19 protein-coding genes and 1 riboswitch are annotated in these 15,435 nt (G+C 41.5%); of the genes, 16 read left to right on the top strand and 3 right to left on the bottom strand.

Annotated elements, in window-relative coordinates:
• Positions 1 to 44: 44 nt before the first annotated feature.
• On the top strand, positions 45 to 527 hold the full coding sequence (locus ODU50_RS02025) for an HD domain-containing protein (RefSeq protein WP_024399636.1): 483 nt from the start codon (positions 45 to 47) through the stop codon (positions 525 to 527).
• A gap of 21 nt (positions 528 to 548) precedes the next feature.
• On the top strand, positions 549 to 1,250 hold the full coding sequence (locus ODU50_RS02030) for a Bax inhibitor-1/YccA family protein (RefSeq protein ID WP_105153475.1): 702 nt from the start codon (positions 549 to 551) through the stop codon (positions 1,248 to 1,250).
• 48 nt (positions 1,251 to 1,298) lie between these two features.
• Here the strand turns inward: ODU50_RS02030 and pepC are convergent, their stop codons facing one another.
• Positions 1,299 to 2,630 (bottom strand): aminopeptidase C, encoded by a 1,332-nt coding sequence (gene pepC / locus ODU50_RS02035; protein WP_105153474.1) that lies wholly within the window; start codon positions 2,628 to 2,630, stop codon positions 1,299 to 1,301.
• A 133-nt stretch (positions 2,631 to 2,763) separates the two neighbouring features.
• Between pepC and ODU50_RS02040 the strand changes: the two genes are divergently transcribed.
• From ODU50_RS02040 to ODU50_RS02105, 14 genes are all read left to right on the top strand, one after another.
• Entirely contained in the window at positions 2,764 to 4,011 is a 1,248-nt protein-coding gene (locus ODU50_RS02040) for a diaminopimelate decarboxylase (protein WP_105153473.1), read from the top strand.
• Positions 4,012 to 4,113: 102 nt separating this feature from the next.
• Positions 4,114 to 4,350, top strand: a complete 237-nt coding sequence (locus tag ODU50_RS02045; protein WP_002939206.1) for a YneF family protein — start codon at positions 4,114 to 4,116, stop codon at positions 4,348 to 4,350.
• A gap of 89 nt (positions 4,351 to 4,439) precedes the next feature.
• Positions 4,440 to 5,234, top strand: coding sequence for a glutamate racemase (gene racE / locus ODU50_RS02050; RefSeq protein WP_009910584.1), 795 nt, complete (start codon positions 4,440 to 4,442; stop codon positions 5,232 to 5,234).
• Positions 5,231 to 6,241 (top strand): nucleoside-triphosphate diphosphatase, encoded by a 1,011-nt coding sequence (locus ODU50_RS02055; RefSeq protein WP_024415257.1) that lies wholly within the window; start codon positions 5,231 to 5,233, stop codon positions 6,239 to 6,241. The genes racE and ODU50_RS02055 overlap by 4 nt, the downstream gene beginning before the upstream one ends.
• Complete coding sequence (locus ODU50_RS02060) at positions 6,214 to 6,741, top strand: metallophosphoesterase (RefSeq protein ID WP_024405578.1); 528 nt, start codon at positions 6,214 to 6,216, stop codon at positions 6,739 to 6,741. Before ODU50_RS02055 ends, ODU50_RS02060 begins: the two co-directional genes overlap by 28 nt.
• On the top strand, positions 6,738 to 7,196 hold the full coding sequence (gene cbpB / locus ODU50_RS02065; RefSeq protein WP_012027618.1) for a cyclic-di-AMP-binding protein CbpB: 459 nt from the start codon (positions 6,738 to 6,740) through the stop codon (positions 7,194 to 7,196). Before ODU50_RS02060 ends, cbpB begins: the two co-directional genes overlap by 4 nt.
• Positions 7,193 to 7,924 carry a site-specific tyrosine recombinase XerD gene (gene xerD, locus ODU50_RS02070; RefSeq protein WP_024381676.1) on the top strand — a complete coding sequence of 244 codons (732 nt, stop codon included), beginning with the start codon at positions 7,193 to 7,195 and terminating at the stop codon, positions 7,922 to 7,924. Before cbpB ends, xerD begins: the two co-directional genes overlap by 4 nt.
• On the top strand, positions 7,924 to 8,643 hold the full coding sequence (locus ODU50_RS02075) for a segregation/condensation protein A (RefSeq protein ID WP_024381675.1): 720 nt from the start codon (positions 7,924 to 7,926) through the stop codon (positions 8,641 to 8,643). Before xerD ends, ODU50_RS02075 begins: the two co-directional genes overlap by 1 nt.
• A complete protein-coding gene (scpB, locus tag ODU50_RS02080) occupies positions 8,627 to 9,196 on the top strand; it encodes an SMC-Scp complex subunit ScpB (RefSeq protein WP_105153472.1) in 570 nt (189 codons plus the stop codon). The genes ODU50_RS02075 and scpB overlap by 17 nt, the downstream gene beginning before the upstream one ends.
• Complete coding sequence (locus ODU50_RS02085) at positions 9,186 to 9,917, top strand: pseudouridine synthase (protein WP_029751712.1); 732 nt, start codon at positions 9,186 to 9,188, stop codon at positions 9,915 to 9,917. The genes scpB and ODU50_RS02085 overlap by 11 nt, the downstream gene beginning before the upstream one ends.
• Positions 9,917 to 10,156, top strand: a complete 240-nt coding sequence (gene yidD, locus ODU50_RS02090) for a membrane protein insertion efficiency factor YidD (protein ID WP_105105486.1) — start codon at positions 9,917 to 9,919, stop codon at positions 10,154 to 10,156. The genes ODU50_RS02085 and yidD overlap by 1 nt, the downstream gene beginning before the upstream one ends.
• 706 nt (positions 10,157 to 10,862) lie before the next feature.
• Positions 10,863 to 11,408, top strand: a complete 546-nt coding sequence (locus ODU50_RS02095) for a tRNA (cytidine(34)-2'-O)-methyltransferase (protein WP_002939238.1) — start codon at positions 10,863 to 10,865, stop codon at positions 11,406 to 11,408.
• Positions 11,409 to 11,457: 49 nt separating this feature from the next.
• A riboswitch (FMN riboswitch) is annotated at positions 11,458 to 11,673 on the top strand.
• Positions 11,674 to 11,732: 59 nt separating this feature from the next.
• Positions 11,733 to 12,290, top strand: a complete 558-nt coding sequence (locus ODU50_RS02100; protein WP_105153471.1) for an ECF transporter S component — start codon at positions 11,733 to 11,735, stop codon at positions 12,288 to 12,290.
• A 24-nt stretch (positions 12,291 to 12,314) separates the two neighbouring features.
• Positions 12,315 to 12,968, top strand: coding sequence for a phosphatase PAP2 family protein (locus ODU50_RS02105; protein WP_105153470.1), 654 nt, complete (start codon positions 12,315 to 12,317; stop codon positions 12,966 to 12,968).
• Between the two features lie 193 nt (positions 12,969 to 13,161).
• Here the strand turns inward: ODU50_RS02105 and ODU50_RS02110 are convergent, their stop codons facing one another.
• Positions 13,162 to 14,961 carry an acyltransferase family protein gene (locus ODU50_RS02110; RefSeq protein ID WP_105153469.1) on the bottom strand — a complete coding sequence of 600 codons (1,800 nt, stop codon included), beginning with the start codon at positions 14,959 to 14,961 and terminating at the stop codon, positions 13,162 to 13,164.
• Entirely contained in the window at positions 14,951 to 15,373 is a 423-nt protein-coding gene (locus ODU50_RS02115; RefSeq protein ID WP_024396114.1) for a membrane protein, read from the bottom strand. The genes ODU50_RS02110 and ODU50_RS02115 overlap by 11 nt, the downstream gene beginning before the upstream one ends.
• Positions 15,374 to 15,435 lie beyond the last annotated feature (62 nt).

The raw sequence follows: 15,435 nt of genomic DNA on the forward strand, positions 1-15,435 counted from the left end.
CAAATGTACTATAGTGTGGTATAATATTCCAACGAGGTTAACGAATGGTTGCATATAAACAAGATAAAGAATACATGCATTACGTGGGGCACTTGATTGCCACACCCAAGGTGCAAAAATTGGGGACAATTCCTCATCATTATTACTCCACGCGCTTGGAACATTCCATCAATGTCTCTTATACAAGCTATAAGATTGCGAAAAAATTTGGTTGGGATGCCAAGTCAACAGCCCGTGGTGGTCTATTGCATGATTTATTCTTCTATGATTGGAGAGATACCAAATTCAACAAGAGCCATGCTTGGGTTCATCCACGAATTGCTAAACGCAATGCTCAGAAACTCATTCAACTCAATAAACTAGAAGAAGACATCATTGTGAAGCATATGTTTGGTGCGACAATCGCTCCTCCTCGCTACAAGGAATCCTGGATTGTGACATGTGTGGATAAGTATTGGGCTGTGAGAGAGTGGAGTCTGCCCTTACAACACAAGTGGAAAAATCGTAAGGTCTTTCGGTTTCAATAAAATGATTTAAAGGAGAATAGTATGAATAACGATTCATTTATTATTAATCAGGTGGATAATACCGCCCTCAACCGTTTCTTCGGTAAAATTTATGGTGTGGTTGCCATGGGAATTGGTCTGTCAGCTCTAGTTTCTTTCTTGGCTGTGACCGTCTTTCAATCTTTATTGCTTAGTCTGCTGAGTGCAGGTTCCATCATCATGATGCTGATTATGATTGGTCAGATTGCCTTGGTTGTTTCGGCTTCAACGATGGCAGCTAAAAATAGTCCAATGGCTCTACCAATGTTTCTTGCCTACTCAGTAACAAATGGTATTACCATCAGCATGATTTTGATGTTCTATACTAGCGAAACAGTTGTACTCGCCTTCGTGTCAGCGGCTCTCATGTTTGCTATCATGGCTGTAATTGGGATGACAACGAAGAAGGATCTTTCTGGTATGGCCCAGGCATTGCGTGCAGCTCTATGGGGAATTATTATTGCAAGTGTTATTAATATCTTCCTTCGTAGCTCAGGTCTAAGCTTTATGATGTCTATCATTTCTGTTTTGGTATTCTCAGGTTTGATTGCTTATGACAACCAACGTATCCGCAATGTTTTCGAACAAACTGGTGGTAATGTTGGCCAAGGTTGGGTCGTATCCATGGCGCTTCAGCTCTATCTTGACTTCATCAACCTCTTCCTCAACTTACTCCGTATCTTTGGTGGTTTGAGTAGAGACTAATTATGACATATAAAAAAGAGGGTTGCCCTCTTTTTTATATGTCGTTTGTTATGCTAGAGCTCCCATTGGATCCCATGGGGCAAGGACTTGTGGTTGAGCTTGATAAGCTGCTAGTTCTTCTGGTGTGAGGAATTCTTTTCGGACAACAATCTGATAAGTATACTCGTCCATCCAGCTATCTGATGCGACGAAGTATCCCTTGTCACCAACCTTGTCACCCCAAGAGTTTTCTACTTTCCATTTGAGAGGTTGCTCATTGTCGTCTAAATCAACACCAGTTAAGACCATAGCGTGGGTCATCAAACTTTCGGAGTAGTCTAATCTTCCGGCCTTGTCTTGATGGAAATGGATACCCAGACCTGAAGAGAAGTCGTAGGTGTTGGTTGCCATAATACCAGTTTGACGGTTGCTACTTTGACCGACATCGGAGCCGAACCAAACGGACTCACCAGCTTTGAGTTGGGCAATAGCCAGTTCTTTAAACCGGTTCATTTCTACATTGAGGTAGCGGACAGCAGGGGCGCCAGCAACGTTCCCCAACAATTCGACTGTATAAGATTTATTGTAAGGTTTGTCGGTTGTAGGAGCGTTGATAATGGAGACATAGTCAGATAGTTTCAAACCAACATATTTCTCGTAGAATACCTGAGGTGTTACATTTGTATCACGGTGATAGACATTGTCTTTATCTCTATATGCAAAATCAAAGCTGCGTGGAGGGAGTCCAAGGTTGACGGCTAGGAAGTTAAAGATTTCTTGAAGCAAGTTTTCTTTTTGTACTTGAACTTCTTCCGAGGAAGCTCCTTTGGCAAGGAGGTCTCGCAAGATTTGTGCATCTTGACGGAGCAATTTGTTAAGGTACTGATTGAGCTCACGGCTGGCACTGGATGAGATTGATTCTGGATAGACGGATTTCGGTACCACACCATATTTTTCAAATAAGGCAACAACCATATCCCATTGACCGCCATCTTGTTGAGGGGTATCCAATAAGAATTTTACCTTACGGCTACCAATTTCTTGGTCAGCTGTAGCAATGATTTGTTCGAGGAACCAGTTGGACTTTTCATATTTATCCCAAAAGAAGGTATGGGCCTGTGATAGCTCAAAATTCTCTAGCTTGAAGTCTGAGATGAGCTTGTGGCGGAAGGTATTCAATGCAGCAAACATCCAGCAACGTCCAGAAGCCTTTTGGTTTGAAACAGAGTCCTTGGTCAAGTCGATTGAAAAGACATAGTCATTGTCGATGGCGCTTTGGCGTGTTTCTAAGGATTTCAAAAGTCCGTTGTGGCTCACGGCATTTTCGGTTGCCTGTAGGCTTGGGTTAGCTAGATAGTTGGCATACAAGCGTTCTGTAAAATCAAAATCTAATGTTGACATATATTACTCCTTTTTTAATGATATTCACATTATAGCGCTCATAATTTATTTTGCAAGTATTTGGTGGAGTTGAAAGCTACAGTTCCTCACATATTTGTGATATAATAGGAAAAATATTTGATGAGGTAGCGACATGACCAAGACACCATTTGTTAGTAAAGAAATTTTGGAAACTATTACGGAGCAATTTCCGACTCCTTTTCATTTGTATGATGAAAAAGGCATTCGTGAGAAGGCACGTGCCCTCAATGCAGCTTTTTCATGGAACAAGGGCTTTAAGGAATATTTTGCGGTCAAGGCTACTCCAACTCCAGCTATTTTAAAAATTCTTCAAGAAGAAGGCTGTGGAGTGGACTGTGCAACAGATGTAGAAGTGCTGATGAGTGAAAAATTGGGCTTTAAAGACATCATGTTTACATCCAATGATACCCAAGCGCAAGAATTTGTCTATGCTCGAAAAGTTGGGGCGACCATTAACCTTGATGCCTATGAGCATATTGAGTTTTTGAAAAATGTTGCTGGTATTCCAGAAACGGTCTGCCTCCGTTACAATCCTGGAGGAGTCTTCTCGCTGGGAACGGATATTATGGACCACCCAGAAGAGTCTAAGTTTGGGATGACCAAAGACCAGCTCATGAAGGGCTATAAGGAATTGAAAGAGCTTGGGGTCAAGGAGTTTGGTATTCATGCCTTTCTGGCTTCGAATACAGTAACAAATGACTACTATCCTGTCTTAGCTCGTCAACTCTTTGAATTGGCCTTGGAAATTCGTGAGGAAACAGGTGTGACCTTGGACTTCATCAACCTATCAGGTGGGATTGGAGTCAACTATCGTCCTGAGCAAGAACCGAACGACATTGCTGTCATTGGTGAGGGTGTCCGTAAGGTTTATGAGGAAATTCTCACGCCAGCTGGTATGGGACATGTCAAAATTTTTACGGAATTGGGACGCTTTATGTTGGCGCCGCACGGTCACTTGATTACAAAGGTGCTCCATCGTAAGGAAACCTATCGGACTTATATTGGTGTCGATGCATCGGCAGCCAACCTCATGCGTCCTGCTTTCTATGGCGCCTACCACCATATCACCAATATCACGCGCCCAGATGCCCCAATCGAAGTGGTGGATGTGGCAGGTTCCCTCTGTGAAAACAACGACAAGTTTGCAGTTAATCGTGAATTGCCACGAGCCGAAGTAGGAGACACCTTGGTCATTCATGACAGTGGTGCCCACGGCTTCTCCATGGGCTACAACTACAACGGTCGTCTGCGTTCTTCTGAAATCCTTTTGCAGGAAGATGGCACAGCGCGTATGATTCGTCGTGCTGAAACACCAGAGGATTATTTCGCAACCATTTACGGTTTTGAATTTGACAGGTAAGTCTTGGAAAAGCCTGCTAAATTTGGTATAATAGACTCATTAAGAGATTGTCGCAGGGCAATTCCGAATGAATTATTTTTAGAAGAATCAGGAGATTGACAAATGAACTTAGGTTTAGCAATTTTACTTATTGTATTGGCATTTGCAGGTGGTGTAGCCTTGGGTATTTACTTGTCACGCAAACAAGTTGAAAACTACATTGCTGACAAGCCAGTGTTGGATGAAAATGCTTTGCGTTTGATGATGAGCCAAATGGGGCAAAAACCAAGCGAGGCAAAAGTACAACAAGTACTTCGCCAAATCAAGAGCCAACAAAAAGTGGCAAGCAAGAAAAAATAATCAAACTGGGACTGGGATATTCATTCCCAGATCCCATTTTTTGAGTAGAAAAGAAAGGTTAGTCAGATTTTCTGGCTATTCTCAGTATTATGGATAATCGACCAATAGGTTTTTTAGATTCAGGTGTGGGGGGATTAACGGTTGCGCGTGAGTTAATGCGCCAACTTCCCCATGAAGAAATTGTTTATATAGGGGACTCGGCACGGGCACCTTATGGACCCCGTCCAGCGGAACAAATCAGAGAATATACTTGGCAATTGGTCAATTTCCTTTTGACAAAAAATGTAAAAATGATTGTCTTTGCCTGCAATACGGCAACAGCGGTAGCCTGGGAAGAAGTCAAGGAAAAGTTGGATATTCCTGTTTTGGGTGTTATTTTACCAGGTGCTTCGGCAGCTATTAAGGCAACGCAAACTGGGAAGGTTGGTGTCTTAGGAACGGCTATGACCATTCAATCAGATATTTATCGACAAAAGATTCAGGCCCTTTCTCCAGAAACGCAGGTAGACAGTCTGGCCTGTCCAAAATTTGCCCCTTTGGTTGAGTCCAATAGCCACCAGTCCAGTCTTGCCAAAAAGGTTGTTTATGAGACACTTCGACCACTCGTTGGGAAAGTGGACACTTTGGTCTTGGGATGTACCCATTATCCCCTACTTCGCCCCATCATCCAGAATGCCATGGGCAAGGATGTCAAGTTGATTGACAGTGGGGCAGAGTGCGCGCGAGATATTTCTGTTTTATTAAATTATTTTCAAATCAACCGCAGCCGTACCGAAAAGGATATTCAGCACAGATTTTACACAACAGCTAGTCCGGCAGCTTTTAAAGAAATAGCTGAAAGCTGGATGGGCATTGATATTCATGTGGAGCATGTAGAACTATGACAGACAAGATTTACGAATACAGAGATGAACACAATTGGTTTATCGGAAAAGCCAGTTTTGCCAATCTATTTGGTTCATTTGGTGAAAATGGGAGAGCGCAGGAAATTTACCAAATTGGTCAATTGTTTGACAAACTAATTGCTGTCAATTATGAAGATGAGAACTTCAATCAGTGTGTCAAAATTGAAGTGATCAAACTTCAGTCGGACTTTGCCCTCTTCCAATTTGCCTGTGGTATTTTGAATGAGTTAAACAATCGCCAGTTCAAAGTTCTCCAACATCAAGGGGCTATTCTGGTAACAGAGAATGACAAACTTCTCTTAGTCCATCTGCCCCAAGCAGGAGTTAGCATGGCAGATTTCTTCGGTCAAGACAAGGGATTGGCAAGCGTAGGAGATACCATCTTGATCGCTACAAAAAATGAAGGTAAGACCAAGGAATTCCGTAAGTTTTTTGAGCGTTTTGGCTACCAGGTCGAGAACCTCAACAACTACCCTGACCTGCCAGATGTAGCAGAAACAGGGATGACTTTTGAGGAAAACGCACGGCTTAAGGCTGAAACCATAGCAGAGCTGACAGGCAAGATGGTCTTGGCAGATGATTCTGGTTTGAAGGTTGATGCTTTAGGTGGTTTGCCAGGAGTTTGGTCTGCCCGTTTTTCAGGCCCAGATGCCACAGATGAGCTCAATAATGCCAAGCTCTTGCACGAATTGGCCATGGTATTTGAACTGAAAGACCGTTCGGCACAATTCCATTGTACTCTGGTCATGGCTGCTCCAAATCGTGATAGTTTGGTTGTCGAAGCGGACTGGGAAGGCTTTATCGGTATGGACCTCCGTGGGGAAGATGGGTTTGGATATGATCCACTTTTCCTCGTAGGTGAAACAGGTAAGACCTCGGCAGAATTAACCCTAGAAGAAAAAAATAAGATTTCCCACCGTGCACAAGCACTAGAAAAATTAGTGGAGGCATTTCCAGTATGGCAGGAGCAAGCAAAACAATCCTAGTCATGAGCGACTCTCATGGGGATAGACAGATTGTAGAGGATATTAAACATCATTATATTGGCAAGGTCGATGCCATCTTTCACAATGGTGATTCGGAGCTGGATAGTCAAGATAGTTTGTGGGACGGCATTCAAGTGGTCAATGGGAACTGCGACTATTTTGGTGGTTACCCTGACCAGCTCATTACTCAATTGGATGGTGTGACTATCGCTCAGACTCATGGTCATCTTTATGGCATTAATTACGGCTGGCAGCGGTTGGATTATTGGGCACAGGAAGTTGATGCGGATATTTGTTTGTATGGGCATCTGCATGTGCCTGATGCCGAAGTGCGTGGCAAGACCCTCTTCCTCAATCCTGGCTCCGTTAGTCAACCTCGTGGTTTGGTCAGAGAATGTCTCTATGCTCTTGTGACCATCTATGATGATCACTTCCATGTGGATTACTACAATCGACAGCACCAACTTTACCCAGCATTGACAAAGGATATTTCAAGATGATTGCAAGAGAATTTGAAGCCTTTTTATTGGACCAGGAAGAAACTTTCTTGACACCAGCGGATAAATTGGCAGTAATTATTGATACGCATAATATTGACCATGCAAAACTGTTACTCAGTCACATGACCTATTCACGCGTACCTGTGGTAACAGAAGATGGCCGCTTTTTTGGAACCATCGGCTTGACGGAAATCATTAAATATCAAGCTGAAAATGAACTATCGGATGATGAGTTAAACAGAGATATTTCTGTGATTGTAAAGACAGATGAAGAGACGGTTGGTCTGGATTATGATTTGACAGAAGTGATGCGCAAGCTAGTAGATCAATCTTTCTTACCCGTCCTTGGGGAAAATAGAGAATTTATGGGAATCATTACACGAAAATCCATCTTAAAGGCAATCAATGCTCTCTTGCATAATTTCCCCCTAGCGTCAAAAGAAGGCAAGAAATGAAGCAGGCGATTGAATCTTTTATCCAGAGCAAAAAGGTCAGTGTCAACAGCCAAAAGTCCTATACCTATGACCTGCAGCAGTTTGTGACAGTAACAAGGGGGGAGATTTGCCAACAGTCTCTTTTGGTCTATCAGCAGTCTCTTCTCGACTTGAAACCTGCTGCTCAGAAAAGAAAAATGTCAGCGGTCAATCAATTTCTCTACTTTCTTTATGAAAATAATCTCCTGGATCGTTTTTATAAATTGCAAACGATGTCAGGTCCAGCAAGCGTCAAAAAGAAACTGGAGCGTGAGGATTTAACTCTCCTCTTTCAAGAAAGTCCTTGGCTAGAAGGTCAGCTCATCGCACTTTTGATAGCATATTTAGGTTTGACGCCAAGTGAAATAGCAGAGCTGACTAGTCAGCAGGTCAATCTGGATTTTCAAGTCCTGACAGTTGAGAAGGGAGGAGCCAAGCGGGTGCTCACTCTGCCCAAGGAATTGATACCCTATATGGAGTCTCATCTGTTTGGACGCTATGTCTTCGATAAGAAGGGACAGACCTATTCTCGTCAATGGTTTTTTAATCGTCTGACAGAATTTGTCCAGTCCATCGGCAAGCCTGATTGGACAGCCCAAAAATTGCGAGAGCAGTATATTCTAAAACAGATAGACGAAGGAAAATCCTTGGACCAAATCGCCAAGCAGTTGGGACTGAAAACAAGCATGAGTTTGGAAAAATTTAGATAATGGATATAAAATTAAAAGATTTTGAAGGGCCACTTGATCTCCTGCTACACCTGGTGTCCAAGTATCAAGTAGATATTTACGAGGTTCCGATTACAGAGGTTATCGAGCAATATTTGGCCTACATTGCTACCTTGCAAGCCATGCGTTTAGAGGTAGCGGGAGAATATATGCTCATGGCTAGTCAATTGATGGTCATCAAAAGTCGTCGGTTATTGCCGAAGGTTGTTGAGCAAATTGCTCCCGAAGATGATCCTGAAATGGACCTCTTGGACCAGTTGGAAGAATACCGCAAGTTCAAACTTCTCAGTGAGAAATTAGGAGAGCAACATGATGAACGGGCGAACTATTTTTCAAAACCCAAATTAGATTTGATTTATGATGATGTACAATTAGCCAAGGATAAGACCGTCATTGACATTTTCCTAGCTTTTTCTAAAGTAATGGCTGAAAAACAGGCAAGCCTCCGTCAGTCTCATGCGACCATTGCCCGTGATGAATATAAAATCGAAGACATGATGGACTTTGTTCGCAGTCGTTTCGAGACTGGTCCACGCCTTGAACTCCGTCAGCTTTTTCAAGAAAGTCAAGATGTCAATGAAATGATTACGATCTTCCTTGCGACTTTGGAATTGGTCAAGGTTCATGAAATCGTCTTGGAACAGACAGAGACTTTTGGAGATATTTATCTAGTAAGGAGTGAAGATGAATCGCTTAGCTGAAATCGAAGTCCTGCTCTTTGTGGCAGGTGAGGATGGCTTGACGTTACGAAATTTGGCAGAGATGTTGGAAATGCAGCCGACAGCTGTCAGCCAGCAGTTAGAGAAACTTAGTGAGAAATATATGGCAGACAAAGCCTCAGGCTTAGCCATCTTAGAGTCTTCCAATCGCTACAAATTGGTTACTAAAAAAGAATATGCAAACCTTTTGCGAATCTATGCCAAAACACCAATCAATCAGACTATGTCACGGGCTCTTTTGGAAACCTTATCAATCGTAGCCTATAAGCAACCCGTTACTCGGATTGAAGTTGATGATATTCGCGGAGTCAATTCCAGTGGTGCAATCAGTAAATTACAGGCCTTTGACCTCATTCGTGAGAACGGTAAGAAAGAGGTTCTTGGTAGACCAAATCTCTATGTGACAACGGATTATTTCCTGGATTACATGGGAATTAATAGTCTAGAAGAATTGCCTGATGTGTCTGAAATAGATTTGATTCAAGAAGAAACAGAGCTATTCGTAGAAAGAAATGAGTTAGAAAATGAGAATTAATAAATACATTGCCCATGCTGGAGTTGCCAGTCGTCGTAAGGCAGAAGAACTAATCAAACAAGGACTAGTTACTGTAAATGGTCAGGTTGTTCATGAGCTAGGGACAGTTATCAAATCGGGTGATAAGGTAGAGGTTGAGGGACAACCAATTTATAACGAAGAGAAGGTCTACTATCTCCTCAATAAACCACGAGGTGTTATTTCTAGTGTGTCAGACGACAAGGGAAGAAAGACGGTTGTGGACTTGTTGCCAACAGTTAAGGAGCGGATTTATCCTGTTGGTCGTTTGGACTGGGATACATCTGGGGTCTTGATTTTGACCAATGACGGTGATTTTACAGACGAAATGATTCACCCTCGAAATGAGATTGACAAGGTTTATTTGGCGCGTGTCAAAGGGGTTGCCAACAAGGAAGTCTTGCGTCCCTTGACCCGTGGTGTTGTCATTGATGGTAAAAAGACCAAGCCTGCGGTGTACGAGATTATCAAGGTGGATCCTGTTAAGAACCGCTCAGTTGTAGAATTAACAATCCATGAAGGTCGAAACCACCAGGTTAAGAAGATGTTTGAGGCTGTCGGCTTGCAGGTAGATAAGCTGTCTCGTACTCGCTTTGGTAATCTTGACTTGACCGGCCTACGTCCAGGAGAATACCGCAAGCTCAACAAGAAAGACATCAGTAAACTACATACCCTGGCTGTTACTAAGCCAGTAAAAAAATAATGATTAGACTTTTGATCGGCTTGGTCCGATTCTATCAGAAATTTATTTCCCCCCTTTTTCCGCCCTCTTGTCGCTACCGTCCAACTTGTTCGGCTTATATGATCGAGGCCTTACAAAAACATGGACTCAAGGGCTTTTTGATGGGGTTGGCTCGAATTGGTCGCTGTCATCCCTTTGTGGAAGGTGGGGAAGATCCTGTGCCGGACAGGTTTAGTCTGAAAAGAAATAGGCAGAAGTAGGGCAACCTACTTTTTTGTTATTTATAGTTGTTTATACTCTTCGAAAATCAAAATTATCCGTTGTCAAGAGCCTTGATGAGTGAAAAGCTCCAGTGGAAGTTTTCAGCCTGTTACCTTGAAATAAGAAAGTAACAGAGTTCTATCTTCGACTTCGTTTTCTAGGCTACTTTTGATTTTCATTGAGTATTAGTTTGTTTTTAGTACTCGCTTCAAAGGTTCGGGAACTTTTGAAGGCTGGAGATAGGCCGAAACAAGTTCACCTCAATATTAAGAGTCCACTGGACTGTTAAAGCCAATCAACCACTGCGCTGAGATGTTGACACGAACTCTGAGAAGCAAGGTTGGTCTTTTTGCCCAGCCTCTATGATTTTCTATGAAAATTTGAAAAAAATGGGGCAAAACTCTTGATTTTCAGCCTTCTTTAAGCTACAATAGTATCACGATTTCATTGATTTAACTCAAACCTGTTGTGAGTTAAGTGAATGAATCATCATTCACCATGCTGTTTGCTGAGCTTGACTCCGGGCAGTGTGGCTATTTTTTTGTCTTTCTTACCATGGGAGACAGTCGAGTCTTTTTACTCAATGAAAATCAAAAAAAGAAACTAGAAAACAAGCATGGTATACGGCAAAATGAAGCTGACATGGTTTGGATTTGATTTTCGAAGGGTATTCGTATTTAGTGAAATGTCACCAGAGAGGTCCTTATGAATATTGAAACATTAGAGTATATAGAAGAAACAGCCAAAAACCACATTGTCTTATTTGAACCACAGATTCCACAGAATACAGGTAATATTGCTCGAACTTGTGCTGCAACCAATAGTCCTCTCCATATCATTAAGCCTATGGGATTTCCAATTGATGATCGTAAGATGAAACGTGCAGGACTAGATTATTGGGATAAGTTAGATGTTCGCTTCTATGACAATTTAGCAGAATTTATGGATTATGCCAGCAAACAAGGACGTGTTCACTTAGTATCTAAATTTGCTGATAAAACCTATTCGGATGAAGACTATAATGATGGGAACATTCATTATTTCTTATTTGGCCGTGAAGATAAGGGCTTGCCAGAAGATTTTATGCGTGAACATCCAGAGAAAGCTATCCGTATTCCAATGAATGATGAACATGTGCGTAGTCTTAATGTCTCTAATACAGCATGTATGATTGTATATGAGGCTCTTCGGCAGCAACAGTTCGCTGGTCTAGATTTGGTTCACACCTATGATGGGGACAAGTTAAAATAGTGAAAACTTACCAAGCTCTTGCAAATGCAAGGCTTTTTTGGTATGATGAAATAGTCTTCAGGGCAGGGTGAAATTCCCGACCGGCAGTGTAAAACGTGGCTATCTTGTTTTAAGACTAGGCAGCGAATCGAAGACCATACTGAATGTATGTCGAGATGAGCTAACGCAGTATTAGAACAAAATAGTCCGTTGGTAGTCTGCGAGCGAAAGCTGATGTGGTGCAATTCCACAACCGACAGTAAAGTCTGGATGGGAGAAGACGAAGTGGAGGCTTTTTGCCTGCTCTTCCACGCTTCTTCAATTTTCAAAAATTGGAGGAACCTTATGACAAACACACGCAAAATGACGATTATCGCCATTCTCTCAGCAGTATCCTTTCTGCTCATGTACTTGAAATTTCCGCTGATTCTAACAGCCAGTTTCCTGGAAGTGGATTTTTCTCTCGTACCGATTTTATTTGGTCTGCTTATTCTAGATATGAAGTCTAGTTTTGCTATCCTTTTGGTACGAACTTTTCTCAAACTGATTTTAAATAATCAGGGACCATCGACAATTATTGGCTTACCGATGAATATTGCAGCTATGTCAGTTTTCATTTTAGCAGTAGCTTATTTCTGGAAAAATGACCAAGCGATAAAAAATTATTTAAAAGCAGCCTCTGTTGCGACAATTGGTTCGACAGCAGTGATGCTGGTATTAAATTACGTTTATGCGGTGCCTGTCTATGCAGCCTTTGCAAATTTTGATATTAAAGAAATCTTGGGTCTGACTAACTATCTTTTGATGATGGTACTTCCTTTTAATCTTTTACAAGGGATTGTGCTTTCAGCAATATTTTATATCTGTTACAAAGCAGCCCAACCTATTTTAAAGAAAGTTTAACCTTTATAAGGTAAACTATATTGTATGAAGAATAGACAAATCCATTTACGAAACGCATCTTTTTTTGCTCTGGCCTTTGTGATATTGGGCTATGTAGTAAAATTTTATCCTACTACCCTAGCAGGTTTTGACTCGACTGTCCAGTCTGCCATTCGTGGAAATTTACCAAGTGGAGCCAGTCAATTTTGGACCTCTATTACTGTTTTAGGAAATACGGTTATTATTTTAGCTATTACCTTGATTCTAGCTGCTATCTTTTACTACTATAAAAAATGGAAGATAGAAGCTTATTTCCTACTTGCTAGTTTTGCGGCGATGGGTGTGGCATCCACAGCCCTGAAATATGTCTACCAACGTCCGCGTCCAAGTATTGAATGGTTGATTGATACCATCGGTTATTCATTTCCTAGCTGGCATACTGCATCAACTATGATGATTGCAGGAGCAGTTGTTATTATTGTTCACCAGAGGATGAAGAAAGGCATAGCTAGACTTGTGCTACAAGCCGTGTTGATTCTACTTGCTGTCCTGGTAGCTGTATCCCGTATCTATATTGGGGTTCACTATCCGACAGATATTATCGGCGGTTGGCTACTTGCCGTCACTCTTTTACAAATGATGTATCCATTTTATGATCAGAAACGCTTTGAATGGCGTTTCCAAAGTAAGCAAAAATAGTCAATTTGACACCAACTCCTACTGTAAAAGGTAGGAGTTTTAATTTGTCATCCTTTGTAGAAGTGGCTTATTTCACAAGATTTATTGAGACTGAGCTTAGGCACAGCGCCATTTCTTAGAGTTCGCACTGGACTTATCGGAAAATAGTGCAAAAATCCTCCGAGAAATTCTCAGAGGATGATGATGTATAAATCTAGTTTTTGATTGGGCCATCAGCAACGGCTTCGATAGCATTTTTTATCGTTTGGGCGAAGACTTCGCCTCCATTACTTTCAAGATTGAAATGAACAAGGTCGGTATTGTACCAAATTGGTGGATTATCCTTTGCAACTTGATACCAGTCTGCAATGGAAATGTAATCATATTTTTCAGCCAATTCTTTTTCGTATTGACCGGTTTGATAGGAAATGGATTCGCTCGGAGTGAAGTTTCCATCGTAAGGAGTGACAAAAATAAGGCGCCGTCCTTTAGGAAAATCTTTGACTAGTTGGTCTAGTAGTTCCTGATAATTATCCGTAGTATTTGTACCTAGGGCTACAACTACAGTCTCTTTCAAACTATTATTTTGCTGATAAAGACTTATCAATTTAGCAATTTCAGAGAGATTTCGACTGACAGTTCCATCGATCTGTGCATCCGGTAGCGCGGTCTGTATGGCAGCACTTGCGCGAACAGTAACAGAATCGCCAAAGATGATAACTCCTTTTTGAATTTCAAAACTAGTAGCTTTAGCATTTTCAGCAGCAGATCGTGTTGTATTTAGTTGGGTCTGAGCTTGATAAAGATTGCTAACCATGCTCTCTTGTTCAAAACTTCCTAATTTTGGTCCAAATAGACAGATACCTAAGCCAACTATGGTCAAGCAAGCAAAGCTGCTAAGAAGCCATTTTTTATAGGGTTTTAAGTCTATTGCTAATCCAAACAAGCTTCCTACTTTTCCAGCAATATATGGTTCTAGAATATAGAAGGAAATAGTTGATAGGATAGTAGAAAAAACAAAGGATAAACCCGCAGCGATAGTGGCATTTGTCAGTTGTGTAAAGATAATGAGCAAGGGCCAATGGAAGAGGTAGATACCATAAGAAATACTTGCAAAGAAGAGGATAATTGCAGGTTCTTTGACATCTTCGGTTTTCTCATGAAGTACCCGAGCAGCAAAAATCATAGTTGCTGTAGCTAAACTGGATAGAAGAAAACCAATTAGATAGGTCCAGATGGAACTGAATTGAAGAGTAAAGAGAAGAAGAAGTTCTACTCCTAGTCCTCCAAGAAACAGACCTATAGCTTGTTTGATAGTCAATGTATTCACTTGTTGCTGGAAGGCAGTTGTTGTATTTCCGATACCAGCGATGGTTGCGAGAATGCTACCGAGGAAGAATGGGAAGGTATGTGTGAAGCTCGAGTAGTAAATGGTTGAGAAATTATCCACAAAGAAACTTGAGATAGACATTGCTAAAAAACTTAGCGAGAAGAGGCTCATAGATGTTAGAAAAATTGATCCACGTAGTTGCCCCACACTTTTTGAGATGCGAGTCAGATACCAAACTAAACCAGCCCAGACAAGGTAATACTGAACTTCTATGGCTAGTGTCCAAGTATGCACAAATAGATGAGGTGAAAATTGATTCTCGTAACTACCACCTGATAGAATTTCAAAGAAGTTTGTCATGAATCCGAGCGCAGCGGCTATCTGATTGCCGATATTGGCAATGAAATCATTGCGGACAAGCAGAGCAAGTGGAAGAACCAAAAGAATCGTTAAAACCAGAGGGGGGAGAATCCGATAGAACCTTCTTCTGAAAAAGCTGACAATATCTATTTTTTTATGTTTTGCAAACTCATCAATCAAAAGGGCGGTTGTCAAATATCCAGACAGGGTAAAGAAGAGGTCAACCCCCACAAAGCCACCTGGGAAATATTTGATAAAGAAATGATAGAGTAGGACAAAGACTAATCCAATCACACGTATAACGGATAACCATTTAATTTTCATATTGATAAATCCCCTGTTTAAAAGTTCCTTCGTAGGTAGCTTGTCCTTCGGTGGTCAATTTTCCTTTTCCATCGGCGTAGCCGTTTTTAAATTGCCCGGTATAAACCCACCCACTTGCAGATGTGTAGGTTCCTTGACCGTGGAAAATTCCATTTTTAAATTGCCCCTCGTAGACATCTCCATTATCAAAGGTCAATTTTCCTTGACCATTCATTTTATTTGCGACCACATAACCGTTGTACTGCAGGGCGCCATTATTGAAAGTCATGGCTTGCTTGCTGGCAATTCGCCCTGTAAATACAGAGAGGGCACAGATGAGGATGATAATAAGGGAGAGGATTTCAAGTTTTGGACGGGTGAAATAACTTGTGATATCATGCCATTTTATACTAGGTAATTTGAACTCTTTCATCGTTTTACTCTTTCATAGGATTTGACCGACGCTAATCAGTTCTTTCTGGGATACAGTAAGAA

This window comes from Streptococcus sp. 2020WUSS084 (genome assembly GCF_044427445.1).
Classification (GTDB): Bacteria; Bacillota; Bacilli; order Lactobacillales; family Streptococcaceae; genus Streptococcus; species Streptococcus suis.

What these genes read in the sequence shown, in the direction of transcription:
- ODU50_RS02095 (WP_002939238.1), top strand. Translation starts at nt 10,863, where the DNA reads ATGAATATTGAAACATTAGAGTATATAGAAGAAACAGCCAAAAACCAC.
- ODU50_RS02040 (WP_105153473.1), top strand. Translation starts at nt 2,764, where the DNA reads ATGACCAAGACACCATTTGTTAGTAAAGAAATTTTGGAAACTATTACG.
- ODU50_RS02105 (WP_105153470.1), top strand. Translation starts at nt 12,315, where the DNA reads ATGAAGAATAGACAAATCCATTTACGAAACGCATCTTTTTTTGCTCTG.
- ODU50_RS02045 (WP_002939206.1), top strand. Translation starts at nt 4,114, where the DNA reads ATGAACTTAGGTTTAGCAATTTTACTTATTGTATTGGCATTTGCAGGT.
- ODU50_RS02060 (WP_024405578.1), top strand. Translation starts at nt 6,214, where the DNA reads ATGGCAGGAGCAAGCAAAACAATCCTAGTCATGAGCGACTCTCATGGG.
- ODU50_RS02055 (WP_024415257.1), top strand. Translation starts at nt 5,231, where the DNA reads ATGACAGACAAGATTTACGAATACAGAGATGAACACAATTGGTTTATC.
- ODU50_RS02030 (WP_105153475.1), top strand. Translation starts at nt 549, where the DNA reads ATGAATAACGATTCATTTATTATTAATCAGGTGGATAATACCGCCCTC.
- ODU50_RS02110 (WP_105153469.1), bottom strand. Translation starts at nt 14,961, where the DNA reads ATGAAAATTAAATGGTTATCCGTTATACGTGTGATTGGATTAGTCTTT.
- scpB (WP_105153472.1), top strand. Translation starts at nt 8,627, where the DNA reads ATGAATCGCTTAGCTGAAATCGAAGTCCTGCTCTTTGTGGCAGGTGAG.
- pepC (WP_105153474.1), bottom strand. Translation starts at nt 2,630, where the DNA reads ATGTCAACATTAGATTTTGATTTTACAGAACGCTTGTATGCCAACTAT.
- xerD (WP_024381676.1), top strand. Translation starts at nt 7,193, where the DNA reads ATGAAGCAGGCGATTGAATCTTTTATCCAGAGCAAAAAGGTCAGTGTC.
- ODU50_RS02115 (WP_024396114.1), bottom strand. Translation starts at nt 15,373, where the DNA reads ATGAAAGAGTTCAAATTACCTAGTATAAAATGGCATGATATCACAAGT.
- ODU50_RS02085 (WP_029751712.1), top strand. Translation starts at nt 9,186, where the DNA reads ATGAGAATTAATAAATACATTGCCCATGCTGGAGTTGCCAGTCGTCGT.
- yidD (WP_105105486.1), top strand. Translation starts at nt 9,917, where the DNA reads ATGATTAGACTTTTGATCGGCTTGGTCCGATTCTATCAGAAATTTATT.
- racE (WP_009910584.1), top strand. Translation starts at nt 4,440, where the DNA reads ATGGATAATCGACCAATAGGTTTTTTAGATTCAGGTGTGGGGGGATTA.
- ODU50_RS02075 (WP_024381675.1), top strand. Translation starts at nt 7,924, where the DNA reads ATGGATATAAAATTAAAAGATTTTGAAGGGCCACTTGATCTCCTGCTA.
- ODU50_RS02025 (WP_024399636.1), top strand. Translation starts at nt 45, where the DNA reads ATGGTTGCATATAAACAAGATAAAGAATACATGCATTACGTGGGGCAC.
- ODU50_RS02100 (WP_105153471.1), top strand. Translation starts at nt 11,733, where the DNA reads ATGACAAACACACGCAAAATGACGATTATCGCCATTCTCTCAGCAGTA.
- cbpB (WP_012027618.1), top strand. Translation starts at nt 6,738, where the DNA reads ATGATTGCAAGAGAATTTGAAGCCTTTTTATTGGACCAGGAAGAAACT.